Source organism: Lysobacter oryzae DSM 21044, assembly GCF_059568595.1.
The window spans coordinates 304876-331273 of record NZ_JCANTQ010000010.1; the positions used below are offsets into that span (position 1 = coordinate 304876).

Below are 26398 nucleotides of genomic sequence, written 5' to 3' on the forward strand. Positions count from 1 at the left end.
TATGCAGCAGGCCATTCAATCCCCGACCTGCCAACGCAACGGCGTATAGGCCATGCCGGGCATGGGCCCACCCCCACGCACCACGGCCCGCAACACCGCTTCGCGACGATCCGCCAGACGTGCGCGGCTCTCAATACTATACGTGCCGCTGCTTCCCCCCACGAGCGCACCTCCATCGGGCAAGGTCGGCGGAGGCAATCCGGACGCGGGGTTCCAGCGCTGCCGCAGTGCGACCACCTCGGCGCCATCCATGCCCATCGCATCGAGTACCTCGGCCGAGGCAAACGCCGGATCCGGTCGCGCGCGGCCACTGAACACCGTCAGGTGCGGGGCCATCCGGGCGTACAACGCGGGGGTGAAGCCGAGCACCTGCTCGAGTTCGGCCACGCTTTCGAACTCGGCATCCTTGGCGCCGTAGGGCAAGCCGGCGCTGGCGTAGTCGTTGTCCTCGCCGCCACCGGCGGGCTGCGAGAGGCTGTCGGGATCGCGCCAGTCGATGATCGCGGCGGCCAGTTGCGCCGCGCGCTGCTGGTCGACGTCGAAGCGACGGATGAATTCGGTCAGCAGGGTCGCGTCGGCCTGGTTGAGGTCGATCTTGCCGTTCTCGTCGACGATCTTCAGTTCGACCTCGGCGTTGCCGTAGCGCCAGCGGTGCGGGCGGCCGTCGGGCAGCCACTGCAGGCGTGGATCGCTGGCGGCTACGCGGGTCAGCGAATATTCGAGCCCGGCCCGCGCGGCGTTCTCCGCGACCAGGCCCCGCACCAGCACGCGGCCCTGCAGGTGCTCGGTCCGCGCGATCAGGGCGAACGCGCCAACCAGCGCGGCGAGCAGCATGACCAGCCACATCACCAGCAGCAGGGCCACGCCGCGCTGGCGCTCCATCGGCGTCATCGGGCCACCGGCAGCACGCTGCTGGTCGTGGTGATCGCGGCCGCCGGCAGTGCCACCACCACCGGTGGCCACGCGTCGTCATTGCCATCGACGATGCGGACTTCCACCAGCAGCGGCAGTTGCTCGCCGTTTTCCCATTCGTCCTGCCACTCGCCCAGCCCGCCTTCGGGCGCGTAGCTGCGATAGCGGAAGGTGGCCGACTTCAATCCCTCCACCAGCACTTCGGGCGGACGCTGGTCGTCCTCTTCGACGGTCTGGCCTGCCAGCACCATGGCGAGCGCCAGCGTGATGCGCTCGCCGCCGTCCTCGATGGCGAACTCGTGGAGGTACGGACCGCCGCGCCCAAGATAATCGGGCAGGTCGGCGACGAAACGCATGCGCTCGCTATCGCCGATGAAGCGCTGGGCGGCGCCGGTGGATGCATCGAAACTGAAAGGCACCGGGCGCACCGCTTCCAGGCGGCGGCGCAGGAAGCTTTCCACCGCGCGGATGCGTTCGCTGTGCGCCGCCATCGCCTCGCCACGCTGCGCGGTCTTGGTCGACGCGCCGAGCGTGGCGAATGCAAGCGTGAGTCCGGCCGCCAGCAGCACGGTCGCGATCAGCACTTCGATCAGGGTGAAGCCGGTCGCTCGCGCGGGAGTGCCGCCGCGCTGGCTGCATGCCCCGCGCCCGTGCGGGATCGGACCGGAATCGCGCGTGCGCCGCATGGTCATAGCCCCGTCTGCACGGAGGCTGGCACCAGGCGCAGCGAACGCAGGAGCAGTCGCCGCGATGGGCCGCCGTCGCCCCATTCGATGCCCAGGCGCACTTCTAGCAGGGCCGGTGCGGCCGGATCGGCGGCGGCATTGCCCGGGCGCGCCGGATCGGTCCAGCGCTGGATGTCCAGGGCCCAACGGTAGCGGCCGTCCTCGAATTCGCCGTTCTTCGACCCAGGCTGGAGCGGCTCGCCGACCCCGACTTCCGCCATCAACGACTGTGCGTACAACGCGGCCCGGCCTGCGTCGGCGGAGCCACGCACCTGCCGCGCCGCGCCCGACAGCGTACCCAGCAGCAAGGTCAGCGCGCCCGCGAGCAACGCGAAGGCGACGATCACCTCGATCAGCGTGTAGCCGCGTTGGCGGCCGCGGGCCGGGCCTGCCTTCATCGCTCCACCTCGCCGCGCTTCAGGCGCACCTCGCCGGTCAGCCAGGTCACGTCGATGTTCATCGCCGCGCGCTTCGCGCTCAACTGGACGCGACCGCCGGTCGATGCGCCATCGGGAAAGAACACGATCGCACCCTCGCCGCGCCGTGGCTGCACCTCGCGTGCGCCGACGAAGCGTATGCCCAGCTTTTCCGGGATCTCGCCATGGCGGTTGTTGGGCGCCGTCCACGTGCGCTGCTCCGGATCGATGGTGAAGCGCTGCGGCTGTCCGGTCGCGATCGCCTGCGTGCGCGTGTAGCGCAGTTGTGCACCCAGCTGCCGGGCCTCGCTGCGCAACTGCATGCCGGCAAAACCGCCGGTCAGCACGCCGGCGGCGACCACGCTGATGGCGGCCAGCAGGGCGATCACCAGCAGCATCTCCAGCAAGGAGACTCCGTGTGCGTTGCGCCGCATCTGCCGCCTCATGCGTTGGATCCCGGAGCGATCCGCCTTACTCGAACTTGAAGTCGGCGTCCGTGCTGGTGCCGCCCGGCTTGCCGTCCTTGCCGAGGAACACCAGGTCGAAATCGCCGTTCTCGCCCGGCACGTGGTACTCGTACGGATGGCCGAACGGATCCTTCAGCTCGGTCGCCTTCGCGTACGGGCCGAGCCAGCCGCTGGCATCGCCCGGCGCGGTCACCAGTTCGTCCAGCGAGTTCGGCAGGCGCCCGGTGTCCATGCGGAAGGACTCGATCTTGCCGGCCAGCGTCTGCACCGCGGACTTGCCGAGGTTGTAGTCGCCGCGATCCTTGCCGCCGATCACGCGGCTGCCGACGAAGGTCAATACCGCGCCGATCAGCACGATAACGATGATGATCTCGATGAGGCTCATGCCGCGTTGCTTGGCGGCACTGGCAAAACGGGGATTCGAACGCAGCTTGCTCATGGTGAATTCCACTTTAGGAAGTTTCGGGAGCCGGGCCCGCGGCTGTTGGTTCAATGGTAGGACGAAGCGTATTGCGTTGTTTCACTGCGCGCCGCGGTGGCGGAATCGGCCTCCGCCCGGTCACTGCAGGCCGCGCGGCAGTGCCGCGAATCGCCCGCTTCACCCGATCGCATTGGTGAGGTCGTACAGCGGCAGCAGCACCGACATCACCACGATGCCGATGACGCCCGCCAGCACCACGGTCACCACCGGCACCAGGGCGGCGAGCATGCGGTCCAGGCTCAGCGCGGTTTCCTGCTCGAACGTCTCGGCGGTCTTCACCAGCATCGCATCGAGCGCGCCGGATTCCTCACCGACCGAGATCATCTGCAGCGCCAGCCGCGGGAAGCGCTTGCCGCGCGCCAGCGCCGTGGACAGCGCGACACCGTTCTTCACTTCTTCCGCAGCGGTTTCGACATCCGCGGCCAGCACCCGGTTCCCGAGCACGTTGCGCCCGATGCCCAGCGCGGTCAGCAATGGCACGCCGTTGCGCACCAGCGTGCCCAGCGTGCGCGCCAGGCGCGCGGTTTCGACCTTGGCGACCAGCGCACCGGCGAAGCGGCGCTGCAGCAGCCATGCGTCGAACTTCTCCCTGAACGCGGCTTCCCGGCGCTTGCGGTCGAGCCACCACAGCGCGGCCGCGGGAACGATCAGCAGCAGCACCCACCAGTCGCGCACGAACAGGCCAATGCCCAGCACGATCTTGGTGAACATCGGCAATTCGGCATCCAGGCTTTCGTACATCACCGCGAACTGCGGCACCACATAGCCGAGCAGGAACAGCAGGCTGAGCCCAACCATCACCAACAGGATCGCCGGATAGATGAGGGCGTTGATCAGGCGTCCCTGCAAGGCGCGCGCGCGCTCGAGGTAGTCGGCCAGCCGCGACAGCGTCTCGTGCAGGCTGCCGCCGGCTTCGCCCGCGCGGACCATGTTGATGTAGAGGCGCGAGAAGGTGCCGTGCTGGCGATCCAGCGCCGTCGACAGCGAGCTGCCGCCGCGCACCGCATCGCGGATGTCGGCGACGGTACGCTTGGCGGCCTCGTCCTCGGGCAGTTCGAGAAGGATGCCCAGGGCGCGGTCGAGCGGTTGCCCGGCGCCGAGCAGCGTCGCCAGTTGCTGGGTGAACTGCACCAGGCGCGCGCCGGCGAAGGGCTTGGCCTTGAACAAACCCTTCCAGATCGCAGCCCCGCGGGCCTCGCTGGCGAGCTTGGCTTCGACCGGCAGATGTCCCTGTTCCTGCAGGCGCGCGACCACTTCGGCGCTGCTGGCGGCTTCCATCTGGCCGTCGAGCAGTTCGCCGCGCGCATTCAACGCCTGGTAGTGGTAGAGCGCCATGCGGTCAGGCGTCCTCGGTCACGCGCAGGACTTCCTCGATCGTGGTCTCGCCGGCGAGCGCCTTGACGATGCCGTCCTCGTACATCGTGCGCATCCCGTGCTGGCGCGCGATCTGTTCGATCTCGCCCATGCCGGCGTGGCGCATCACCGCGCGGCGGAGCTCGTCGTTCATGACCAGGAATTCCATGATCGTGGTCCGTCCGAGGTAGCCGGTCGGCGCCAGCGCCGAGGCACGCGGGTGGTACAGGTAGATCTCGCCCTGCGGCTGGTACTTGCGCAGGCCGAACTTCTCGATTTCCTCGGGCGAGGCGGGATAACGCTCGGCATGCGTCGGCTCCAGCCGGCGCACCAGGCGCTGGGCGAGGATGCCGTTGATCGTCGAGGTCAGCAGGTAATCCTCGACGCCCATGTCGAGCAGGCGGGTGATGCCGCCGGCGGCATTGTTGGTGTGCAGGGTCGACAGCACCAGGTGGCCGGTGAGCGCGGACTGGATCGCGATTCGCGCGGTCTCGAGGTCGCGCATTTCGCCGATCATGATGATGTCCGGGTCCTGGCGCACGATCGACCGCAATGCGTGGGCGAAATCCAGCCCGATCTGCGGCTTGGCCTGGATCTGGTTGATGCCCTCGATCTGGTATTCGACCGGGTCCTCGACGGTGATGATCTTGACGTCGGGGGTGTTGAGCTTGCTCAGCGCCGTGTACAGCGTGGTGGTCTTGCCCGAGCCGGTCGGGCCGGTAACGAGCAGGATGCCGTGCGGTTGCTCCAGCACGTGCTGGAACTGCGGCAGGAAGTTGTCGGTGAAACCGAGCTTCTTGAAGTCGAAGACCACGGTCTCGCGATCGAGCAGGCGCATCACCACCGACTCGCCGTGCGAGGTCGGCATGGTGCTCACGCGCAGGTCGAGCTCCTTGCCCTGCACGCGCAGCATGATGCGGCCATCCTGCGGCAGGCGGCGCTCGGCGATGTTGAGCTTGGCCATGATCTTGACGCGCGAGATCACCGCGGCGGTGAGGTTGGCGGGCGGCGATTCGCCTTCCTCGAGCACGCCGTCGATGCGGTAGCGCACCTTGAGGCGGTTCTCGAACGGTTCGATGTGGATGTCGGACGCGCGCAGTTCGACCGCGCGCTGGATGATCAGGTTGACCAGGCGGATGACCGGCGCTTCCGACGCCAGGTCGCGCAGGTGCTCGACGTCCTCGAGGTCGCCCGCGCCTTCGCCTTCGGCGGTCTCGACGATCGCGCCCATCGCGCTGCGGCCCTGGCCGTGCCAGCGCTCGACCAGGTCGTCGATCTCCGAACGCAGCGCCACCAACGGCCGCACCTCGCGTCCGGTGGCCAGGCGCACGGCATCGAGCAGGTAGGCGTCCTGCGGGTCGGCCATCAGCACGTCCACGCTGCGTTCGCTTTCGGCGACCGGGCAGACATGGAACTGCTTCATGAACTTGCTGGTGAGGGCCACGCCTTCCGGCGGCAACTCGGGCGCGTCCTTGGCGCTGACCAGCGGCAGGTCGAGCACGCTGGCGACGGTCTCGGCGTGGTCGCGCTCGGAGACCAGGCCCAGCCGAGTCAGCAGCGACAGCAGGCTGCCGCCGGCTTCTTCCTGCAGGCGCCGCGCGCGGGCGAGATCCGCGTCCTTGAGGCGACCCTTTTCCAGCAGCGCCGCGACGATGCGCTCGTCGATGCCGGGATCCGAGGTGGTGTCGTTGGCGACTGCCGCGTTCACGTTCGTCCGGGCCGTTCCTGTTCGGGGAGCCGACTTTAACAGGCGCAGCGGATAAGTCCGGTGCACTCGCGCCGCACGGTCGCACCGGCCCGAAGCCCGCGCTATCGTGGGGCGCAATCCTTGGGGGAGGATCGAGATGGACGATCAGGTTGCGGGCCGGGCGGTGGAACGCCGGTTACGCCGGGAACAACATCCCGACCAGCTGCGCTGGATCGCACGCGCACGCGCGCTGGCGGCGACGCTCGACCTGCTGCTGCAACCCATCGTGCTGCTCCTGCCGGGCGAGCCGCTGCAGGTGTGGCATGCGAATGCGGCGGCACGCCATCGGCTCAGCATCCATCCGGAACTGCGCATACGCGATGGGCTGCTGAGCACCGCTCCGGCGCGCGCCCAGGCCATGGCTCAGGCGATCGCCAGAGCCTGTGCGCTCGGACCCGGGCATCCGCAGGAGGTGGCACTGCCCTCGCCCACCGATCCCGCCAGTGCATGCGTGCAGTTGCTCGAATTCGGCGCCAGCCATGACCTGCCGGTTTCGAAGGTGCTGATGCTCGAGTTGCGCGAATCCGCTTCAGCGGCGCGCGGCATGCAGCAGCTGTGCACGGAGTTCCGGCTCACCCGCAAGGAGGCCGAAGCCGCGCTGGGGCTATGCGCGATGGGTTCCGTCGAGAACCTCGCCCGCTCCGCCGGCAAATCCGTGCATACCATCCGCACGCAGCTGAAGGCGGCGATGCAGAAAACGGGGACCCACACCCAGGCCGGCCTGGTGGCCCTGGTGGCGCACCGGTCGGGCGCCTGATTCGACCGCCCGGCCGCGCCTACCCCACGTGGGTGATGACGGTGCCTGCCGCGACTGCCTAGCGTGCGATACCGGGCGCGCGGGGGCGTGCCCAAGGGGGACTCTCATGAAATCTCGATGGACGCCCGCGTCGCGGGTGTGGCCTTGCTGTCTCGCCGTTGCTGCCATGTTCGCGTTGCCGATGGCGGCGCACGCGGCGCCGCCCGCGCCTACTTGCGAGACGCCCGAGGCCAGGATCAATCCCAACTCGCTGACGATGCCGGACTTCCTTCCGCTCACCGGTGGCGGCTGGGGGATCAACACGGTCACGATCAACGGCCAGCCGTCCAAGCCGAAGGCGAACCAAGGCGGGTTGTTCCAGTGGACGTTCGTAGGCACGCCTGCGGGCAGCCTGACGAACGCCAACAACGAGCAGGTGCAGTTCACCCCGCCCGACGTCACCACCAGCGTCCAGGTGACGCTGCGCCTGACCGTGACCCAGGCCGGCTGCCCCGGCAGCGATTCGGAAGACATTCCGATCACCATCACCAACGCGCACGACGTGGTCGTCAATACCGCTCCGCATGCCGTGCCGGCCGCCTCCCCCACGTCGGCCACCGAGGGCACGCTGGTAACGCTCGACGGCACCGGATCATGGGATCCCGAGCGCAGCAGTCTCAGCTACGCGTGGCTGCAGACCGCCGGACCGGCGGTGACCCTCGCGTCCACCGCCAACCCGGCGATCAAGACCTTCGTCGCGCCGGACCTCGCCGCCAGCACCGTGCTGACGTTCCGGCTCACCGTGTCGGACGGATCGCTGAGCAATTCCGACGTCGTCCACGTCAACGTGTCCTGGACCAACAACGGTCCCGCCGCCGCGCTGTATTGCCCGAACGGCGGCTTCGAATTGAACGAGGGCCAGTCGCACACCTTCGACGCCAGCGGTTCGAGCGACAGTGACGACGGCATCGCCAGCTATGCCTGGGAACAACTGGTGGGCTTCCCGGAAGTGCCGGGCGTCGCCACCTGGAACACGCCCGTGGTCAGCTTCAACGCACCCGCGCTGGGTTTCGGCCAGGACGGCTACATCCCGTTCAAGCTGACCGTGACCGATCATTCCGGCGCGAAGTCGACCGCGGAATGCGCGATCTTCGTGCATGACATCACCAGGCCGGCGATCAGCGTGCCCGCTGGCGGCCTCATCACGGCCGAAGCGAGCTCGAAGGACGGTGCCACCGTCGGTGCCAACGAGGGCTATGTGGTTTCCGCCTTCGACAACGTCGACGGCAACCTGCCGATCGTCAACCTGAGCGAGTATTTCCTGTGCGAACCGCCGCCGGGCGCCCTGTTCGCGCTCGATGCGGTGACACCGGTGCTGTGCCGCGCCTGGGATTCGGCCGGCAATGAAGGCAGCGCGGGCTTCTCCGTCAGTGTCGTCGACACCACGGCGCCCACCATCCAGGTGCCGGAGTCGGTCGCGGTCGAGGCGACCGGCCCCGATGGCGCGCCGGCGGACTTCGCGGTGACCTCCGAGGACGCCGTGGACGGCGAACAGGGAGCCGATTGCGCTCCGGCTTCCGGTTCGGTGTTCCCGATCAACAGCCCGGGTCCCACCACCACCGTCGCCTGCAACGCCACCGACCGGCACGGCAACATTGCCGCGGAACGCACCTTCACCGTGGCCGTGCATGACACCACGCCGCCGGCATTCGACAAGGACAGCGTCAGCCCGGACCTCACTGCGGAAGCCACCTCGTCCGCCGGTGCCGCGGTGACGTTCGCCCTGCCTTCGGCCAGCGACCTCGTCGACCTGGCCCACGTGACGGTAGCCTGCACGCCGGCCTCGGCGCAGGTGTTCCCGCTTGGCGACACCACCGTGCAGTGCGATGCCACCGACTCGCGCGGCAACAGCACCAAGGACAAGGCGCTGGGCGTCGCGTTCAAGGTCACCGTGCAGGACACGACGCCGCCGGCGTTGAGCGGCGTGCCCGGCGACCAGACCCTGGAGGCCGTGTCGGCCGCCGGTGCCCCCTTCGCCTACGCGACCCCGACCGCCAGCGACCTGGTCGATGGCAACCGTCCGGTCGTTTGCACGCCGGCGCCGGCGCTGGCCACGCCCGGGACTTATCCGCTGGGTGCCACGGCGGTGACCTGCACGGCCAGCGATACGCGCGGCAACGGCGCATCGTCCGGGTTCACGGTGACGGTCGTCGACACCACGGCGCCGACGCTGACGCTGCCGGCGAACATCACCGCCGAAGCCACGGGCCCCGGCGGCGCGGCGGTGGCCTTCACCGTCTCGGCGAGCGACGCGGTCGATGCCAGCGTGATCCCGAGCTGCTCCGCGCAGTCCGGCGACACCTTCGTCCTGGGCACCACCACGGTGAATTGCAGCGCGACCGATGACGCGGGCAACAGCGCCAGCGGCAGCTTCATGATCACGGTGCGCGACACCACGCCGCCGGCGATCAGCCCGCACGCCACCGTCAACGCAATTGCGAGCGGCAACTCCAGCGCGACGGTCAGCTACGCCTCGCCCACCGCGACCGACCTGGTCGACGGGAACGTGCCGGTGAACTGCACGCCCGCGTCCGGCAGCGTGTTTGGCGTCGGCAGCACCACGGTCACCTGCAGCGCGCAGGACAGCCGCGGCAACGGCGCCTCGAGCACGTTCGCGGTCGTGGTGAGCTACAACTTCAACGGCTTCTTCCAGCCGATCGACGCCTCACCCACCCTCAATGCGGTCAAGGCGGGCAGCGCCATCCCGGTGAAGTTCAGCCTGGGCGGCAACCAGGGCATGGCGATCTTCCAGTCGAGCCCTGCTTCGGGCCTGATCGCGTGCGGCGCAACCGAAGGCGACGCGATCGAGGAAACCGTCACCGCCGGCAGCAGCAGCCTGCAGTTCGACCCCGGCACCGGCCAGTACATCTACGTCTGGAAGACGGAGAAGAGCTGGGTCGGCCAGTGCCGCATCCTGCAGGTCAAGCTGAAGGACGGCAGCAGCAAGACGGCACTGTTCAAGTTCAAGTGAGCCCCCCCGGGCCGTCCCCGCCCGGGAAAAGGAGAAGCCTGGCCGAAAGGCCAGGCTTCTTTCTTTTTGCGCACGCCCGATTGATCGCGCTGCGGGCTGGTGAGCGACCCCAGTGCTGGGAAGCTAGCCCACCCACACCCGCGCATTGCGGAACATGCGCTGCCACGGCGACTCGGCCGCCGAGCCGCGCTGCCAGTCGCGCGGCGCCCAGCTGAAGTTGGCGTTGCGCAGCGTGCGCTCCGGATGCGGCATCAGGATGGTGACGCGGCCGTCGTCGTTGCACAGGCCGGCGATGGCATTCGCCGAGCCGTTGGGATTGGCCGGGTAGGTGGTGGCAAGGCCGCCGTCGCCATTGACGTAGTTCAGCGCCACGGCGACGCGGGCGGCGTCACCGGTGGCGTCGAACGAGGCGCGGCCTTCGCCGTGCGCGACCGCGACCGGAATGCGCGAGCCCTGCATGCCGGCGAGGAACAGCGACGGCGAGTCGGCCACTTCCAGCAGCGCGACGCGGCCTTCGTACTGCTCGCTGGCGTTGCGCAGGAACTGCGGGAAATGCTCCGCGCCGGGGATCAGGTCCTTGAGCTGCGACAGCATCTGGCAGCCGTTGCACACGCCCAGCGCGAAGCTGCCCGTGCGGGCGAAGAACGCGGCGAACGCCTCGCGCAACGCGGAACGTTCCAGCACCGACGTCGCCCAGCCGCGGCCGGCACCCAGGACGTCGCCGTAGCTGAAGCCGCCGCAGGCCACGAGCCCGGCGAAGTCGTCGAGCTTGAAGCGGCCGTTGATCAGGTCGCTCATGTGCACGTCGAAGGCTTCGAAACCGGCCCGGTCGAACGCATAGGCCGTCTCGACCTGGCTGTTGACGCCCTGCTCGCGCAGGATCGCGACCTTCGGCCGTGCGCCACCGATGTTGAACAACTTGTCGACGACCGGCGCGGCGATGTCCTCGCCCGGATCGAACGACAGGCGCGGCTTCAGGCCGGGCGCGGCGAAGTCGCGCGCGGCCGCGCGTTCCTCGTCGGCGGCGGCCGGGTTGTCGCGCAGCTTCTGCATTGCGTGCGTGACCGACCACCAGGCGTCGAACAGCTCTTCCCAGCGCCATTCCGCCAGGACCTCGCCGTCCTGGCGCACGCGGACCACCGGCGCGGTGGTCGGCCGGGCGATGCGCTGCGCGCAGTCGATGAGGCCGTGGCGCGCGACCAGGTCGGCGAATTCCGCGCGGTCCTCGGTGGCGATCTGCACGATGGCGCCGAGTTCCTCGTTGAAGAGCGTGCGCAGTGCATCGCTGCCGCGGTCGTCGCCCCAGCCGTCGAGGTCGATGTCGAGGCCGACGTGCGAGGCGAACGCCATTTCGCACAGCGTCGCGAAGGCGCCGCCGTCGCTGCGGTCGTGGTAAGCGCGCAGCAGGCCGTGGCTGCGGCCATCGCGGATCAGCTCGAAGAAGGCGCGCAGGCGCTGCGGATCGTCGAGGTCGGGTACTGCCGGATCGTCGCGGTCGGAGGAGCGGCCCGCGAAGGCCGGGAGTTCGCCGGCGCCCGCTTCCGGGAAGCACTGCGCCAGGATCGAGCCGCCCATGCGCTGCCTGCCCGCGCCCAAGCCGATCAACCACAGCTCGGAGTCTTCCTCGCGCGACAGCAGCGGCGTCAATTGCTCGCGTACGTCGGTCACCGGCGCGAAGGCGCTGACGATCAGCGACACCGGCGACACCGACTTGTGCGCCTCGCCGTCGTGATGCCATTGCGCCTGCATCGACAGCGAGTCCTTGCCCACCGGGATGCTGAGGTCGAGCGCGGGGCACAGCTCCATGCCCACGGCCTTCACGGCGTCGAACAGCAGCGCGTCCTCGCCCGGGTGGCCGGCGGCGGCCATCCAGTTCGCGGACAGCTTGATGCGGTCGAGCGATTCCACCGGCGCGGCGACGAGATTGGTGATCGCCTCGCCTACGGCCATGCGCGCCGCGGCGGCGGCATCCAGCAATGCCAGCGGCGCGCGTTCGCCGATCGCCATTGCCTCGCCGACGTGGGAGTCGAAGCCGGCCAGGGTGATCGCGCAGTCGGCCACCGGCATCTGCCACGGCCCGACCAGCTGGTCGCGCGCGGTGAGGCCGCCGACGGTGCGGTCACCGATCGTGACGAGGAACTGCTTGGCCGCGACGGTCGGATGCGCAAGTACGCGCAGCGCGGCATCGCGCAGGCCGATCCCGCTCCAGTCCAGCGCGGGCCACGGTGCCGCGTTGGGATGCCTGGTGTCGCGGTGCATCTTCGGCGGCTTGCCGAACAGCACGTCCATGGGCAGGTCGATCGGCCAGTCGCGGCCGGCCTCGCCCGCATTGGCGACGGTGGCGCCGTAACCGACGACCAGGTGCTCCTCGGCGGTGGCATGGCCGACCACCGCGAACGGGCAGCGCTCGCGCTCGCACAGGGCGGCGAATTCGGCGATGCGCTCGGCCGGCAGGCCGAGCACGTAGCGTTCCTGCGACTCGTTGCACCACAGCTGCATCGGCGACAGCGAGGGGTCGTCCGCGGGCACCTGGCCCAGGTCGATCACGCCGCCGACGCTGGAGTCGTGCAGCAGTTCGGGAATCGCATTGGACAAGCCGCCGGCGCCGACGTCGTGCGCGCTGACGATCGGGTTGTCCTCGCCCATGGCGACGCAGCGGTCGAGCACTTCCTGGCAGCGGCGTTCCATTTCCGGGTTGTCGCGCTGCACGCTGGCGAAATCGAGTTCCTCCGCGCTCTCGCCCGAGGCGACCGAACTGGCAGCGCCACCGCCCAGGCCGATCAGCATCGCCGGTCCGCCGAGCACGACCACCGCGTCGCCCGGACGCAGCGAGTGTTTCTGCACCTGGATCCGGTCCATCGCGCCGAGGCCGCCGGCGAGCATGATCGGCTTGTCGTACGCGCGGGTGTGTGCGCCTTCGTCGAGTTCGAAGCTGCGGAAGTAACCGGTGAGGTTCGGGCGGCCGAATTCGTTGTTGAAGGCGGCGCCGCCGAGCGGGCCGTCGAGCATGATCTCGAGCGCCGGCGCCATGCGCGGGTTCAACGCGCGCTCGGTTTCCCATGGCTGCGGCAGGGTCGGGATGCGCAGGTGCGACACCGAGAACCCGCATAGGCCGGCCTTCGGACGACCACCGCGGCCGGTCGCGCCCTCGTCGCGGATCTCGCCGCCGTTGCCGGTGCTTGCTCCCGGAAAGGGTGCAATCGCGGTGGGGTGGTTATGGGTCTCGACCTTGATGCAGAACGCCGACGGCACTTCCGCTTCGCTCGCGTAGGCCTGGGTATCCGGGCGCGGGCGGAAGCGGCGCGCCGGATAGCCCTCGACGACGGCGGCGTTGTCGCTGTATGCCGACAGCGTGTACTGCGGCGTGGTCGCGTGCGTGTTCTTGATCATCTTGAACAACGACAGCGGCTGTTCGCGACCATCCAGCGTCCACGACGCGTTGAAGATCTTGTGGCGGCAATGCTCCGAGTTCGCCTGCGCGAACATCATCAGCTCGACGTCGGACGGGCCGCGCCCGAGCGCGGCATAGCGCTCGCGCAGGTAGGCGATCTCGTCGTCAGCCAGCGCCAGGCCGAGCCGGCCGTTCGCTTCTTCCAGCGCCGCCAGCGGGATGCGCTCCAGCTCACCGCGCGCGGGCACCGCGAACAACGCCTCGGCATCGTCGCGCGCCTCCAGCAGCGACTGGGTCATCGGATCGTGCAGCAGCTTGGCCACCGCGCCCTGCGTCGGCGCATCGCCGGGCCACCCGGCCAGGTCATAGCGCAGGCCGCGTTCGACGCGTGCGACCGGTTGGCCGGCGCCCTGCAGCAGTTCGGTCGCCTTGCTCGCCCACGGCGACAGCGTGCCCAGGCGCGGGGTGACGTAGCGGGAAACCGCGCCCGGGGCGCGGGCCGCCTCGTCGAAACCGCCCTGCAGGACGCGGGCGAGGATCGCGGGGTCGGGCTGGGCCGAGGCCTGGGGGAGGACCCAGTAGGTCCACCACGCGTCGAGCAGGCGCAGGTCGGGATGGACGGCTTGAAGGCGGGCTTGCAGGCGTTCGCGGCGGAACGAAGACAGGGCAGACGCGCCCTCGAGGACCATCATGTCCGGGGAACCGTGGGGTAACGGGCCGGCTATTGTAGCGGCAGCCGCGGGCGGGGGTCGAAGCGCCCCAATGAAAACGGGGGCCGCAGCCCCCGTTCCCATGTCCGATTGCAGGCCTGATCAGCCGCCGGTCGATGCCACCGGGTCGGTTGCACCGGCCGGGGCCACGCCCTTGCCCTGGGCCAGGCGGTCCAGCGCTTCGCGCAGGCGCTGCGGCGGCAGGTAGCCGCCGACGGTGGTGCCGTCCTCGGCGATGATCATCGGCGTGCCGGTCAGGCCGACGCGCTGGCCGATGTCGTACTGCATCGTGACCGTGTTCTTGCAGTCGCGCGGCGGCACCGGGCGATCGTTCTTCGCATCGGTGAGCGCACGCTTGCGGTCGGGGGCGCACCACACGGCGATCATCTTCTTGTGGTCGGGGCTGCCCAGGCCCATGCGCGGGAACGCGATGTACTGCACCGCGATGCCCTGGCGGTTGTACTCGGCGATCTCGCTGTGGAACTTGCGGCAGTAGGCGCACTCGACGTCGGTGAAGATCGAGACCGTGTACTTCGGATTCGGCGGCGCGAAGACGATGCGCTCGCTGACCGGGATCTTCTTGAGCAGGTCCTTGCGCACCGCCGCGAGCGACTGCTCGCTCAGGTCCTTCTTCGCCGTCACGTCGTACAGGGCACCCTGCGGACCCGGGAGGAACAGGTAGCGGCCGTCATCGCTGACGTAGACCACCTGGCCCTGGACGATCGCTTCGCGGAAACCCGCGATCGGCGCGGCCTTGACGCTGTCGATGGTCACGCGCGGATTGAGCGTGTGCACGGCCGCGATCGCGCGTGCGTCCGGCGTGCCCGCCGCGACCTTGGGCGCGTTGCCCGTGGCGCCGGGGGCCGCCTGGCCCGCGCTGGCAGCCTGGGCGCCCGGTGCCTTGCCGGCTTCGGTACCCGACTGGGGCCCCTGCGCGCAGGCCGACAGACTGATCGCGCCTATCAGGGCAAAAAGAACTCGCTTCATGGAAATCCTTGCGGTTGGTTGACCAAGGTTGGAACGCCTGCGGCGCAGGGAGTTTCGCGATTGTCGCACGGGCGCGACGGGCGGCGCCCCTGCTCGGGACCGGCGGTCGGTGGCGGAGCGCGCACCGGCATTTTCGGCTCGCGAGAGCCCGGGCTCACCCGCGCGGATGGTGCCTGGCGTGCAACTGCTTCAACTGCTCGCGCGCGACCAGCGTGTAGATCTGCGTGGTCGACAGCGAACTGTGCCCGAGCAGCATCTGCAGGGCACGCAGGTCGGCGCCATGGTTGAGCAGGTGGGTGGCGAAGCTGTGGCGCAAGCCGTGCGGGCTGACCTTGGCCGGATCGATGCCGGCGACCACGGCGTAGCGCTTCACCAGTTGCCAGAACTGCTGGCGGCTTGGCGCCTCGCCATTCGCATTCAGGAACAACGAGGCCAGCGCGCGCTTGCCCGCGAGTTGCGGCCGCGCCTGCGCAAGGTAGCGTTCGAGCCAATGCTGCGCCTCCTCGCCCAAGGGCACCAGGCGTTCCTTGCTGCCCTTGCCGGTGACGCGCAGCACGCCCTGGCGCAGGTTGACCGCGGTGGCGGGCAGGTTCACCAGTTCGCTCACGCGCAGGCCGCAGGCATACATCAGCTCCAGCATCGCGCGATCGCGCAGGCCCGATGGGGAAGCGACGTCGGGCGCCGCCAGCAGGCCTTCGACCTGGCTTTCGCCCAGTGCCTTGGGCAGCAGCCGGGGCAGCTTGGGCGGATCGAGCAGTGCGGTGGGATCCTCGCCGCGCGCGCCGCTGCGCACGCGGTGGGCGAAGAAAGCGCGCAACGCCGAGAGCAGGCGTGCGTTGCTGCGCGGCGAGTAGCCGTTGCGGCTGCGCCAGGCGAGATAGTCGAACAGCACCGCGCGATCGGCTGCGGGCAGGCCGCCGCCGCGACCGTCGCGCCAGCGCGCGATTCCTTCCAGGTCGCGGCGATAACTGTCGAGGGTCTGGCGCGACAGGCCGCTCTCGGCCCAGGCCGCGTCGAGGAAGGCCTGGATCGCGCGCGCATCGTCATCGGCCAGCGGCGGCAGCGCCATGGCCTGCGTGCGACGTTCGGCGGGAGTGTGCGGACTCATGCGGCAAGCTTATATGCTGGTGCGATGACTTCCTCCGCAGCTCCCGCACCCGACGCATCTTCCGCTCCCAGGCCCGCCGCGCTGATCGGCTGGCGCCTGCTCGCGCTGGTCTACGACTTCTGGCCCGTGCTTGCGATGTGGATGGTGATCTCCACCGCATTCACGCTCGGCTATACCTACCTCGGCCATCACGATCCGCACCAGAACATCCGCGCGTATTCGCCGTTGTGGTGGTTGTTGTGGCTCAGCTGCTGGCTGGTGGCGGGCCTGTACGCGACGCTGAGCTGGCGGCGCGGTGGACAGACGCTGGGCATGCGCCCGTGGCGTTTGCACGTGGCTGCGGCCGAGGGCGGCAAGCCGTCCTGGTCGGGACTATGGATCCGCTATGCCGTCGGCACGCTGTCACTGCTGGCGGGCGGACTGGGGTTCTGGTGGGCGTGGGTCGATAGCGGGCGGCTTGCCTGGCATGACCGTGCCAGCGGCACCCGGCTGATTCGTTTCCCCAAGTCGTAGTCGCTGGATTCGCGCGCGCTGCAACGCGTTCGGATGCATCGCGGCGTGTCGCCGATGGCGGCGCGGCATGACCGCGCCAGCGCCACCCGGCCGATTCGTTTCCCCAAGTCGTAGTCGCCGGATCCACGCGCGCTGCGTCGCGGTCGGATGCATCGCGGTGTCACGCCGGGGGCGGCGCGGCACGACCGCGCCGACAACACGCGAGCGGTGCGCATGCCCAAGCGGGCATGGCCCGTCGTGCACAGCGCCGGAGCGCGTCGCGACTCGGGAAGATGCACCGCAGAGCCGCAGGCGCCCGTTGACATCCAGTCGCGCATCCCGCGTTGCGCCTGGGGAAACGCGGCGCATGCCGTGAGCGAAGGGATCGTGCATGCGCGCCTTCCCGACCAGCTCTACGAGATCAATAGAGTCAACTTCGTCCGCGATCCCGGACACCAGCCCAGCTGGGAGGGCAACGGCAACCGCACGGGCACGTTATCGACGGCAACACGGCGGTCGAGGATGCCAAGCACACCGTGGTGGTGATCGACGCGGGCAACAACGGCTGCACGATCTACTGCGACCCGAACATCATCAACCGCTGAGCAGTCGATCCGGCCCGCGCCCAACCTGCGGCGTGGGCCGCTTCCGTTGCAATTGCCGCCGATAGGTGGCCTCGGCTTCGATCGATTCACGGTTGCCCTCCATGGCGTGACACCCCGGCTCCGAATCGTCCGGCCCGGCCATCCATGGCGGGGCGTTCGCGGCCGCAGCCGATGCCGATAGGGCATCGGCTAAGCGCGGCCGCTCACCCCGAGCGGCGGCGGAACAGGAACCAGGACACCGCCAGCATCACCACGGTCGGCATCACGTAGGCGACGCGGTAGTCGAAGTGGTAGACCTGCGCCAGGCGCACGCACTGCTGCTGCAGCAGCCAGAAGCCCAGCGAGAAGATGATGCCGATGAACAAGCGCTTGCCGAGGCCGCCGCTGCGCAGCGTGCCGAAGGCGAAGGGCACCGCGGCCAGGCACAGGGCGAGGATGTTCAGCGCATAGAACCAGCGCCCCCAGTAGATGACCTCGAATTCGGAGGCGTCCAGGCTGTTGCGCTGGCGATAGTCGATCGCCTTGCGCAGTTCCCCGGCGGGCAGGTACCGCGGCTTGTCGGTGCCCGCGGTCAACGCGACCGCATCCAGCTTCGACTGCCAGCGCTCCTCGGGCACCTTCTCCTGGGTCACCGATCGGGCCTTGAAATTCGTGCGGGTCACGTCGCGCAGCAACCACCCGCCGGGCCGGTGCTCGGCGATCTTCACCAGGGCCAGCGACTTCAGCCGGCCGTCCTCGGCGAACTCGTACAGGCGTACGTCGTGAAGTTCGAGCCAGCGATCCTTGCCGTTGTCGCGCTCCTCGCCGCCGTTGGCGTTGAGGATGACGTCGCCTTCGCGCGCCCACAGGCCGGAATACCGGGCGACGATCATGTCCTTGGATTTCGCCGACGTCTTCAGCGCGTTGGCGCGCCGGTCGCCCCACGGGCCCGTGGTCTCCCCGCTGATCACCATCAGCAGGGTCAGCACCGCAAGCGCGCCGGCCACGGCCACGCTCAGGCGCCGCCGCGACAGGCCCAGCGCACGCAGCGCGGTCAGCTCCGAGGACGCCGCCAGCTGGCCGAGCGCCATCAGCGCGCCGACCACGGCGGCGTACGGGAACAGCTCGTACAGGCGCCGCGGCAGCGTGTACGCCATGTAGGCGATCGCCGCGGTGATGCCGTAGTTGCCCTTGCCGATGTCACCGAACTCGCCGACGAAGCTCAGCATCAGGTCGAGTCCGACCAGCACGGCCCACACCAGCACCACGGTGCCGAAGACGATGCGGCCGACGTAGAAGTCGTGGATCTTGGGGAAAGGCTTCATGCGCGCAGGCCCCTCACGCCGCAGGCCGCTGGGCGCGGGTCATGCGGCCGTCGGTGAAGTACAGCCACAGCGCGGCCACCAGCAACGGCAGCACCAGCCACCACAGGCCCAGTTCCGCCGGCAGCTTGCCCTTCTCCAGCCACTTGGTGCCCATGAGCATCAGGTTCATGCCGATCATGTAGGCGAGGAAGCCGGTCATGAGCCGGCCGTAGCGCGCCTGGCGCGGCATGCTGCGTGCCAGCGGCACCGCCATCAGCGCGAACGCCAGGGTCAGCAACGGCGGCGCGATGCGCGAGTGCAACTGCGCATTGGCTTCCCTGCGCTTGTCGCCGAACAGCCGCGTGGTGGGCAGGTACTCGGGATCGTTGGGATCGAACTTGGACTCGCCGGCGGGCAACGCGACCTCGTTGCGCTTGTAGCTCAGCAGCCGGTAGTTCAGGCCGGCCTCGCGCGGCCCCTCGACCTCGAAGCCGTTGTTGAGGGTCAGGAAGCGCTCGCCGTTCTCGTCGGCGGTGACTTCGCCGTCGTTGGACGTGGTCACGTCGAGGCGGTCGCCCTTCTGCCGGTAGACGAAGATCCGGCTGAAGCGGCTGCCATCGGGGCTCATCGCACCGACGAAGATCACCCCGTTGCCGCCTGGCATTTCGGTGAAGGCGCCCGGCTCCAGTCCGGCGACGATCAGGTTGCGGTTGGCCTGGGACACCATCTGCCGCGATTCGCGCTCCGCCCACGGCCCCAGCCACAGCGAGCACGCGGCGACCGTGGCGACCATGGGCAGCACCAGCAACAGCAAGGGCTTGAGCAGCCGCCGCGGCCCCACGCCGATCGCCGCGATCACCGGCATTTCCGAGTCCCGGTACAGGCGGCCGATGCCCAGCATCAACCCGAGCATCAGCGCCAGGGGCAGGATCAGCGGCAGCCAATTGAGCATCACCAGGCCGAGTTGGGGCAGCAGCATCCCCACCGGGATGCGGCCGGTCGCCATGTCGCGCAGGACGTCCGTGAAGACCCCGCCGAAGGCCACGATCATCAGCACGACGCCGGCGGCGAAGGTGGACTGGACGAATTCGCCGAACAGGTAGCGATCGAGCTTGGGCATCAGGGGGCGTGCTTCATGCAGGCTGGTAGACTTGTGGTTTGGTCCGGCCAGGGTCGGCAGGCGGTTTCACCGCCTCATGCCAACCCGGCCGTCGCGACCGATCCGCGATTGTACCGGCGCGCCGTTAAGGTGAGTCCCTTGACGTCACGCCAGCGGGGTCGGGCACGGTTTCGCCGGACGCGACTGCAGACCGAACCCTTCTTACTTCCCCCGGAATCTGTTGGATGGCCCTCGAATTCGACCTGAACCTCGCCGCCGCCGCGACCGTTGCCACCGACTGCGTCGTGGTAGGCGCCTTTGCCGACCAGAGCCTGAGCCCGTCGGGCCAGGCCATCGACGAAGCCAGCGGCGGCCGCCTGCGCGCCCTGCTCGAGCGCGGCGACATCAGCGGCAAGACCGGCAAGACCGCACTCCTGCATGACCTGCCGGGCGTGAGCGCGCCGCGCGTGCTGGTGATCGGCCTGGGCGATGCCGCCAAGTTCGGGGTGCCGCAATACATCAAGGCGCTGGGCGATGCCGCCCGCGCGCTCAAGGCCGGCCCGGTCGCCAGCGCCCTGCTGACCCTGAGCGAGCTCGAGGTGAAGGGCCGCGACCAGGCCTGGAACCTGCGCCAGGCCGCGATCGTGTCCGACCACGCCTGCTACGCCTACACCGCCACCCTCGGCGCCAAGAACAAGCGCCGCGAGGAAACCGGACTCAAGCACCTGTCCGTGCGTGGCGACGACAAGGCTGCGCTCGCCCACGGCAAGGCCATCGCCGCGGGCGTCGCCTTCACCCGCGAACTGGGCAACCTGCCGCCGAACATCTGCAACCCGACCTACCTCGCCGAGCAGGCGCAGGAATTCACCGCCCGCTTCGACAAGGCCAGCTGCGAAGTGCTCGACCGCGCACAGATGCAGGAGCTGGGCATGGGCTCGCTGCTCGCCGTCGCGCGCGGCTCGGCCAATCCGCCCAAGCTGATCGTGATGAAGTGGAGCAACGGCGGCGACGCCAAGCCCTACGTGCTGGTCGGCAAGGGCATCACCTTCGACACCGGCGGCATCAACCTGAAGACCCAGGGCGGCATCGAGGAGATGAAGTACGACATGTGCGGCGCCGCCAGCGTGATGGGCGCGTTCGTGGCGGCGGTCGGCATGCACCTGCCGATCAATCTCGTCGTCATCGTGCCGGCGGTCGAGAACATGCCCGACGCCGATTCGTACCGTCCGTCCGACGTCATCACCTCGATGTCGGGCAAGACCATCGAAGTCGGGAACACCGACGCCGAGGGCCGCCTGATCCTGTGCGACGCGCTCACCTACGCGCAGCGCTTCGAACCGCAGGCGCTGGTGGACGTCGCCACGCTGACCGGCGCCTGCGTGATCGCGCTGGGCAAGTACGCCACCGGCCTGATGACGAAGGACGACGACCTCGCGGGCGAGCTGATCGCCGCCGGCGAGAACGTGTTCGACCGCAGCTGGCGCCTGCCGCTGTGGGACGAATACCAGTCGCTGCTCGATTCCACCTTCGCCGACGTCTACAACATCGGCGGCCGCTGGGCGGGCGCGATCACCGCGGGTTGCTTCCTCGCGCGCTTCACCGAGAGCCAGCGCTGGGCGCACCTGGACATCGCCGGCGTGGCCAACGACGAAGGCAAGCGCGGCATGGCGACCGGCCGCCCGGTCGGCCTGCTGAGCCAGTGGCTGCTCGACCGCGCCGCCGCCTGATCGCGACGACGACGTGCCGCGCGCCGATTTCTACCTGATCGCGAAGGAGCGCTTCCGCGCCGAACCGCTGCGCCTGGTGTGCGAACTCGCGCGCAAGGCGCACGACGCGGGGCTGTGGACGCTGGTGCTCGCGCGCGACGCGGCGCAGGCGGAGCAACTCGACGACCTGCTGTGGGACATGGGCGAGGATGTCTACATCCCGCACCAGATCGCCGGCGCCGACAGCGACGAGGACGAAGCCGCGGTGCTCATCGCCGCGCCCGATACCGACGCGCCGCTGCGGCCGCTGGTGATCAACCTGCGCGATGCCGCGGTCGACGGCGCGTTCGACCGGGTGCTCGAAGTCGTGCCTGCCGACGAGTCCGCGCGCGGCCCGCTGCGCGAGCGCTGGAAGCAGTACCAGTCCCGCGGCCTGGAAGTGAAGAAGTACGACATGTAATCGCTTCCGCGATCGCGCGGAAGCCCGCATGCAAACCCCTTCTCCCGCCTGGCGGAAGAAGTTGCCCGAAGGGCGGACGAGTGCACCCTCGCCCTGCCCGTCCGGAAGAAGATTTCCAAGAAGCCGCCATGACCCAGACGCTCTCCTCCAGCTACGACCCCACCCAGTTCGAAACCCGCCTGTACCAGCAGTGGGAGAGCAGCGGCGTATTCAAGCCGACCGGCCAGGGCGAGCCCTACACCATCCTGCTGCCGCCGCCGAACGTCACCGGCACGCTGCACATGGGCCACGCGTTCCAGCACACGCTGCAGGACGCGCTGATCCGCTACCACCGCATGCGCGGCTTCGACACGCTGTGGCAGATGGGCACCGACCACGCGGGCATCGCCACCGAGATGGTGGTCTCGCGCAACCTCGCCGCCGAGGGCAAGGGCGAGACGCGCGACTCGCTCGGCCGCGAAGCCTTCATCGGCAAGGTCTGGGAATGGAAGCAGCAGTCCGGCGACACCATCGAGCGGCAGATGCGCCGCTTGGGCACGTCCGGCGACTGGACCCGCAGCACCTTCACCATGGACCCGATGGCGGCCGAGGCCGTGGTCGAGGCCTTCGTGAAACTGCACGAGCAGGGCCTAATCTACCGCGGCCAGCGCCTGGTCAACTGGGATCCGGTGCTGAAGACGGCGATCTCCGATCTCGAGGTCGTCAACGAAGAGGAAGACGGGCACCTGTGGTCGATCAGCTATCCGCTGACCGACGGCAGCGGCACGCTCGTGGTGGCCACCACGCGCCCGGAAACCATGCTCGGCGACACCGCGGTGATGGTGCATCCGGAGGACGAGCGCTACGCGCACCTGATCGGCAGGACGGTGACGCTGCCGCTCACCGGCCGCGAGATCCCGGTAATCGCCGATGCCTACGTCGACCGCGAGTTCGGCACCGGCGTGGTCAAGGTCACGCCCGCGCACGACTTCAACGACTACGCCGTCGGGCAGCGCCACAAGCTGCCGATGATCAACATCTTCACGCCTGAGGCGGTGACTAACGACAACGTGCCGGAGAAGTATCGCGGCCTGGATCGCTACGTCGCGCGCAAGGCGGTGCTCGCCGACCTGGAGGCCGCGGAGCTGCTGGTGGAAACCAAGCCGCACAAGCTGCAGGTGCCGCGCGGCGACCGCACCAACCAGGTGATCGAGCCCTACCTGACCGACCAGTGGTTCGTGTCGATGGACGGATTCGCCACGCGCGGCCTCGACCTGGTCGAGGAAGGCCACATCGAATTCGTGCCGGCGAACTGGATCAGCACCTACCGCCACTGGATGGAGAACATCCAGGACTGGTGCATCAGCCGCCAGCTGTGGTGGGGCCATCGCATTCCGGCGTGGTACGACGAAGCGGGCAATTTCTACGTGGGCCGCAACGAAGCGGAGGTGCGCGCCAAGCACGCGCTCGCCGTTGACGTCGCGCTGACCCAGGACAACGACGTGCTGGAGACCTGGTTCTCCTCGGCGCTGTGGCCGTTCAGCACCATGGGCTGGCCGAACCAGGCGCTGATGGACGCACGCGGCTTCGACCGCTATGTGCCGTCGTCGGTGCTGGTTACCGGCTTCGACATCATCTTCTTCTGGGTGGCGCGCATGATATTCATGACCGACCACTTCACCGGCCGCGTGCCCTTCAAGGACGTGTACATCACCGGCCTGGTGCGCGATTCGCACGGGCAGAAGATGTCGAAGTCCAAGGGCAACATCCTCGACCCGATCGACATCATCGACGGCATCAGCGCCGACGCCCTGGTCGCCAAGCGCACCACCGGCCTGATGCAGCCGAAGATGGCCGAGAAGATCGAGAAGGCCACGCGCAAGGAATTTCCGGACGGGATCCCCGCCTTCGGCGCCGACGCGCTGCGCTTCACCATCGCCGCGCTCGCCGGCCACGGCCGCGACATCAAGTTCGACCTCGGCCGTGCCGAAGGCTACAAGAACTTCTGCAACAAGCTGTGGAACGCCACGCGCTTCGTGCTGATGAATACCGAAGGCGCGCAGTTCACCGGCACGCCGCAGCCGAAGACCGATGCCGAACGCTGGATCCTCGCGCAGCTGGCGAAGGCCGCCGCCGAGGCCGAACAGCACTTCGCGACCTACCGCTTCGACCTGCTGGCGCAGGCGCTGTACGAATTTGCCTGGAACGATTTCTGCGACTGGTTCGTCGAGTTCGCGAAGCCGGCGCTTAACGGGGAGGACGCGACCGCCGCCCACAGCACGCGCCACACCCTGCTGTACGTGCTGGAACGCCTGCTGTCGCTGCTGCACCCGCTGATCCCGTTCGTCACCGAGGAACTGTGGCAGGCCGTGGCGCCCAAGCTCGGGATCGCCGAGCAATCGATCATGCTGCGTCCGTATCCGCAGGCGGCCGACTTCACCGGCGCGGACCATGCCGCGGCCGAAGCCGACATCGAATGGCTCAAGGCGATGGTGTCGGCACTGCGCCGCGTCCGCAGCGAACTCAATGTCGCGCCGTCCAAGCTGGTGAACCTGCTGCTGGCCGAAGGCACCCACGCCGACCACGATCGCGCGCGCCGCTTCGACTCGCAGCTGCGCTTCCTGACCAAGGTCGAGCGGATCGACTTCATCGCCGACGCGAAGAAGGCGCCGGCCTCGGCCGCCGCGGTCGTCGGCGAATTGAAGCTGCTCGTGCCGCTGGAGGGCCTGGTCGACCTGTCCGCCGAGCGCGTGCGCCTGGACAAGGAAATCGCCCGCGTCGCCAGCGAGAAGGACAAGAGCGAGGCCAAGCTCGGCAAGTTCACCGACAAGGTGCCCGCCGCGGTGGTCGAGCAGGAGCGCCAGCGCCTGGCCGACTGGAGCACCCAACTGTCGGCGTTGCAGGCGCAGCGCGCCAAGCTGGGCTGACTCGGCGCCGCAGGTGCCGGCCTTGCCCGCCGGAGCTTCGGTCGCCCGGCCACGCCGCGACTACTGTTGCGGTGAAGGAGAACACGGCCCCCGTTATCGACCGCCCGTGCGAGACATCCCGTGGCCTGCAGTCAGTCGAGGGCGGGCAACAGCTCCATCGCCATCACCAGCGCGTCCTCCCGCCCGTCCTTCGCCGGGTAGTAGCGCGGACGCCGGCCGATCTCGTTGAAACCCTCGTCGTGGTACAGCGCGATCGCATTGGCGTTCGACGGGCGCACCTCCAGGAACACGCGCGCGACACCGCGCCCGCGCGCGACCTGCAACAACGCGTGCAGCAGGCGGCGGCCGTGGCCGCGCCCCTGGAGTTCGGGCGCAATGCAGATGTTGAGCACGTGCGCTTCGCCCGCGGCCACCGACATCAGGAAATAGCCGGCGATGCGCTCCTCGTGGTGCAGCACCCACGCCGGATAGTCGGCGCGCAGGCAGTCGCGGAAGATCCCCACCGTCCACGGGAATTCGTAGGCCCGCGCCTCGATCAGCTGCACGGCGGCCAGGTCATCCTCGCGCATCGGGCGCAGCGGCAGCTGCAGCGGCGGATCCTTGACGCGTGCGTTCATCGCGCGGTCCGCCGGCGCAGGCTGCGCAACCGCGGCCACAACGCGCGACGCGCGGCGGGATTGCCGCGCAGCATGGCCAGGTCGGGAAGCACCTGGAGGAACTCGGCATCATCCTCGCCGCGGCCCGCGGCGCGCGCGAGCGCCCGCAGCAGCGGCGTGGGCGCGCCGGCGGCGGGGGCCGCGCGGCCCCGGGATTCGACGGCGGATGCGTGCGGCGCGATCGGCTCCGGCGCGAAGGCCTGCCCGTCGGCCGGCGCCGGCATCAGCACGTCATGCCCGAGCGCGCGCAGCCATTCGCGCTGCTCTTCGCTCCATGGCATCCCGTGCGTGGCCATCAGGCCGATGCCTCCGGCGGCAGCCGGCGCAGCCGTCGCCACAGCGCATACACCGGGCCGGACAGCGCGTACAGCACGCCGATCGCGAGCAGCACCGAAGGCGGGTCGATCGCGATCGCGACCAGCACCGCCAGCACCACGATCACGACCAGGAAGGGCATGCGATCGCTGCGCGGACCGCCGCCCTTGAAGCTGAAGTAGCGCAGCCGGCTCACCATCAGCAGCGCCGCGGTCACGGTGACCCCCAGCGCGAACCAGCGCAGTTGCTCGCCGGTGAATCCGTTGTCGTCGCAGGTCCACACGAAACTCGCCACCAGGCCCGCCGACGCCGGACTGGCCAGTCCGATGAACCAGCGCTTGTCCACCTGCCCGACCTGGGAATTGAAGCGCGCCAGCCGGATCGCGGCGCACGCGGCATACAGGAACGCGGCGATCCAGCCGATCTTGCCCGGCACCACGCCGTCCAGGCGCGTGGACGCCAGCGCCCAGTGGTACATCACCAGCGCCGGCGCCAGGCCGAAACTGATCAGGTCGGCCAGCGAGTCGTACTGCATGCCGAACTCGCTCTGGGTGTTGGTCAGGCGCGCGACGCGCCCGTCGAGCCCGTCCAGGACCGCGGCGATGAAGATCGCGATGCAGGCGTCCTCGTAGTGCCCCTGGGTCGCGGCGATGATCGCGTAGAAGCCGGCGAACATGCCGCCGGTCGTGAACAGGTTGGGAAGCAGGTAAATGCCGCGGCCGCGAGGCCGTGGGGGATGCGATTGGTCCATTCCGTGAGTTTAACCCTTGCCTGCGCAGGGGCACGGTGCTGCAATCCCGCTACCGCCGCCG

The 26398-nt window shown here is 69.1% G+C and carries 21 protein-coding genes; 6 read left to right on the forward strand and 15 right to left on the reverse strand.

The window, feature by feature from the left end:
- Positions 1-15: 15 nt before the first annotated feature.
- From BP05_RS07510 to gspE, 7 genes are all read right to left on the reverse strand, one after another.
- Complete coding sequence (locus BP05_RS07510) at positions 16-882, reverse strand: type II secretion system minor pseudopilin (protein ID WP_496362328.1); 867 nt, start codon at positions 880-882, stop codon at positions 16-18.
- 5 nt (positions 883-887) lie between these two features.
- A complete protein-coding gene (locus tag BP05_RS07515) occupies positions 888-1598 on the reverse strand; it encodes a type II secretion system protein GspJ (RefSeq protein ID WP_496362032.1) in 711 nt (236 codons plus the stop codon).
- A gap of 2 nt (positions 1599-1600) precedes the next feature.
- On the reverse strand, positions 1601-2035 hold the full coding sequence (xpsI, locus tag BP05_RS07520; protein ID WP_496362034.1) for a type II secretion system protein XpsI: 435 nt from the start codon (positions 2033-2035) through the stop codon (positions 1601-1603).
- The gene (gene xpsH / locus BP05_RS07525; protein WP_496362036.1) at positions 2032-2499 is read right to left on the reverse strand and encodes a type II secretion system protein XpsH; all 468 of its coding nucleotides are present in this window, start codon (positions 2497-2499) and stop codon (positions 2032-2034) included. Before xpsH ends, xpsI begins: the two co-directional genes overlap by 4 nt.
- Positions 2500-2524: 25 nt before the next feature.
- Complete coding sequence (locus BP05_RS07530) at positions 2525-2959, reverse strand: type II secretion system protein GspG (protein WP_496362038.1); 435 nt, start codon at positions 2957-2959, stop codon at positions 2525-2527.
- Positions 2960-3118: 159 nt separating this feature from the next.
- Complete coding sequence (gene xpsF / locus BP05_RS07535; protein ID WP_496362040.1) at positions 3119-4336, reverse strand: type II secretion system protein XpsF; 1218 nt, start codon at positions 4334-4336, stop codon at positions 3119-3121.
- Between the two features lie 4 nt (positions 4337-4340).
- The gene (gene gspE / locus BP05_RS07540) at positions 4341-6062 is read right to left on the reverse strand and encodes a type II secretion system ATPase GspE (protein WP_496362042.1); all 1722 of its coding nucleotides are present in this window, start codon (positions 6060-6062) and stop codon (positions 4341-4343) included.
- 136 nt (positions 6063-6198) lie between these two features.
- Between gspE and BP05_RS07545 the strand changes: the two genes are divergently transcribed.
- Positions 6199-6858, forward strand: a complete 660-nt coding sequence (locus BP05_RS07545) for a helix-turn-helix transcriptional regulator (protein WP_496362044.1) — start codon at positions 6199-6201, stop codon at positions 6856-6858.
- 166 nt (positions 6859-7024) lie between these two features.
- Positions 7025-9868 carry an HYR domain-containing protein gene (locus BP05_RS07550; RefSeq protein WP_496362046.1) on the forward strand — a complete coding sequence of 948 codons (2844 nt, stop codon included), beginning with the start codon at positions 7025-7027 and terminating at the stop codon, positions 9866-9868.
- Between the two features lie 123 nt (positions 9869-9991).
- On the opposite strand, the gene purL is transcribed toward BP05_RS07550, so the two are convergent.
- From purL to xerD, 3 genes are all read right to left on the reverse strand, one after another.
- Complete coding sequence (gene purL, locus BP05_RS07555) at positions 9992-13951, reverse strand: phosphoribosylformylglycinamidine synthase (protein WP_496362048.1); 3960 nt, start codon at positions 13949-13951, stop codon at positions 9992-9994.
- Between the two features lie 120 nt (positions 13952-14071).
- On the reverse strand, positions 14072-14956 hold the full coding sequence (locus tag BP05_RS07560; RefSeq protein ID WP_496362050.1) for a DsbC family protein: 885 nt from the start codon (positions 14954-14956) through the stop codon (positions 14072-14074).
- Between the two features lie 154 nt (positions 14957-15110).
- Entirely contained in the window at positions 15111-16064 is a 954-nt protein-coding gene (gene xerD, locus BP05_RS07565) for a site-specific tyrosine recombinase XerD (protein ID WP_496362052.1), read from the reverse strand.
- Between the two features lie 24 nt (positions 16065-16088).
- On the opposite strand from xerD, the gene BP05_RS07570 reads away from it, so the two are divergent.
- A complete protein-coding gene (locus BP05_RS07570) occupies positions 16089-16577 on the forward strand; it encodes an RDD family protein (protein ID WP_496362054.1) in 489 nt (162 codons plus the stop codon).
- A 787-nt stretch (positions 16578-17364) separates the two neighbouring features.
- On the opposite strand, the gene lptG is transcribed toward BP05_RS07570, so the two are convergent.
- Both lptG and lptF read right to left on the reverse strand, forming a co-directional pair.
- Positions 17365-18465 carry an LPS export ABC transporter permease LptG gene (gene lptG / locus BP05_RS07575; protein WP_496362056.1) on the reverse strand — a complete coding sequence of 367 codons (1101 nt, stop codon included), beginning with the start codon at positions 18463-18465 and terminating at the stop codon, positions 17365-17367.
- A gap of 13 nt (positions 18466-18478) precedes the next feature.
- Positions 18479-19564: an LPS export ABC transporter permease LptF gene (gene lptF, locus BP05_RS07580; RefSeq protein ID WP_496362058.1), complete on the reverse strand. Its 1086-nt coding sequence runs from the start codon at positions 19562-19564 to the stop codon at positions 18479-18481.
- Positions 19565-19788: 224 nt separating this feature from the next.
- Between lptF and BP05_RS07585 the strand changes: the two genes are divergently transcribed.
- The 3 genes from BP05_RS07585 to BP05_RS07595 all read left to right on the forward strand — a co-directional run bounded on the left by BP05_RS07585 (position 19789) and on the right by BP05_RS07595 (position 24615).
- Positions 19789-21270, forward strand: coding sequence for a leucyl aminopeptidase (locus BP05_RS07585; protein ID WP_496362060.1), 1482 nt, complete (start codon positions 19789-19791; stop codon positions 21268-21270).
- 13 nt (positions 21271-21283) lie between these two features.
- On the forward strand, positions 21284-21709 hold the full coding sequence (locus tag BP05_RS07590) for a DNA polymerase III subunit chi (protein WP_496362062.1): 426 nt from the start codon (positions 21284-21286) through the stop codon (positions 21707-21709).
- Positions 21710-21837: 128 nt separating this feature from the next.
- A complete protein-coding gene (locus BP05_RS07595) occupies positions 21838-24615 on the forward strand; it encodes a valine--tRNA ligase (RefSeq protein ID WP_496362064.1) in 2778 nt (925 codons plus the stop codon).
- Between the two features lie 131 nt (positions 24616-24746).
- Here BP05_RS07595 and rimI read toward each other — a convergent pair whose 3' ends face one another.
- From rimI to pssA, 3 genes are read right to left on the reverse strand one after another with little or no spacing between them, the layout of a single operon-like run.
- Entirely contained in the window at positions 24747-25232 is a 486-nt protein-coding gene (rimI, locus tag BP05_RS07600; RefSeq protein WP_496362066.1) for a ribosomal protein S18-alanine N-acetyltransferase, read from the reverse strand.
- Positions 25229-25567 (reverse strand): hypothetical protein, encoded by a 339-nt coding sequence (locus BP05_RS07605; protein ID WP_496362068.1) that lies wholly within the window; start codon positions 25565-25567, stop codon positions 25229-25231. The genes rimI and BP05_RS07605 overlap by 4 nt, the downstream gene beginning before the upstream one ends.
- Positions 25567-26337 carry a CDP-diacylglycerol--serine O-phosphatidyltransferase gene (gene pssA, locus BP05_RS07610; RefSeq protein ID WP_496362070.1) on the reverse strand — a complete coding sequence of 257 codons (771 nt, stop codon included), beginning with the start codon at positions 26335-26337 and terminating at the stop codon, positions 25567-25569. The genes BP05_RS07605 and pssA overlap by 1 nt, the downstream gene beginning before the upstream one ends.
- Between the last annotated feature and the right edge of the window lie 61 nt (positions 26338-26398).

Excerpts from the sequence above, each read along its gene's own strand:
- BP05_RS07510 (WP_496362328.1), bottom strand. The coding sequence starts at position 882 with ATGGAGCGCCAGCGCGGCGTGGCCCTGCTGCTGGTGATGTGGCTGGTC.
- BP05_RS07515 (WP_496362032.1), bottom strand. The coding sequence starts at position 1,598 with ATGCGGCGCACGCGCGATTCCGGTCCGATCCCGCACGGGCGCGGGGCA.
- xpsI (WP_496362034.1), bottom strand. The coding sequence starts at position 2,035 with ATGAAGGCAGGCCCGGCCCGCGGCCGCCAACGCGGCTACACGCTGATC.
- xpsH (WP_496362036.1), bottom strand. The coding sequence starts at position 2,499 with ATGAGGCGGCAGATGCGGCGCAACGCACACGGAGTCTCCTTGCTGGAG.
- BP05_RS07530 (WP_496362038.1), bottom strand. The coding sequence starts at position 2,959 with ATGAGCAAGCTGCGTTCGAATCCCCGTTTTGCCAGTGCCGCCAAGCAA.
- xpsF (WP_496362040.1), bottom strand. The coding sequence starts at position 4,336 with ATGGCGCTCTACCACTACCAGGCGTTGAATGCGCGCGGCGAACTGCTC.
- BP05_RS07545 (WP_496362044.1), top strand. The coding sequence starts at position 6,199 with ATGGACGATCAGGTTGCGGGCCGGGCGGTGGAACGCCGGTTACGCCGG.
- BP05_RS07550 (WP_496362046.1), top strand. The coding sequence starts at position 7,025 with ATGTTCGCGTTGCCGATGGCGGCGCACGCGGCGCCGCCCGCGCCTACT.
- purL (WP_496362048.1), bottom strand. The coding sequence starts at position 13,951 with ATGATGGTCCTCGAGGGCGCGTCTGCCCTGTCTTCGTTCCGCCGCGAA.
- BP05_RS07560 (WP_496362050.1), bottom strand. The coding sequence starts at position 14,956 with ATGAAGCGAGTTCTTTTTGCCCTGATAGGCGCGATCAGTCTGTCGGCC.
- xerD (WP_496362052.1), bottom strand. The coding sequence starts at position 16,064 with ATGAGTCCGCACACTCCCGCCGAACGTCGCACGCAGGCCATGGCGCTG.
- BP05_RS07570 (WP_496362054.1), top strand. The coding sequence starts at position 16,089 with ATGACTTCCTCCGCAGCTCCCGCACCCGACGCATCTTCCGCTCCCAGG.
- lptG (WP_496362056.1), bottom strand. The coding sequence starts at position 18,465 with ATGAAGCCTTTCCCCAAGATCCACGACTTCTACGTCGGCCGCATCGTC.
- lptF (WP_496362058.1), bottom strand. The coding sequence starts at position 19,564 with ATGCCCAAGCTCGATCGCTACCTGTTCGGCGAATTCGTCCAGTCCACC.
- BP05_RS07585 (WP_496362060.1), top strand. The coding sequence starts at position 19,789 with ATGGCCCTCGAATTCGACCTGAACCTCGCCGCCGCCGCGACCGTTGCC.
- BP05_RS07595 (WP_496362064.1), top strand. The coding sequence starts at position 21,838 with ATGACCCAGACGCTCTCCTCCAGCTACGACCCCACCCAGTTCGAAACC.
- rimI (WP_496362066.1), bottom strand. The coding sequence starts at position 25,232 with ATGAACGCACGCGTCAAGGATCCGCCGCTGCAGCTGCCGCTGCGCCCG.
- BP05_RS07605 (WP_496362068.1), bottom strand. The coding sequence starts at position 25,567 with ATGGCCACGCACGGGATGCCATGGAGCGAAGAGCAGCGCGAATGGCTG.
- pssA (WP_496362070.1), bottom strand. The coding sequence starts at position 26,337 with ATGGACCAATCGCATCCCCCACGGCCTCGCGGCCGCGGCATTTACCTG.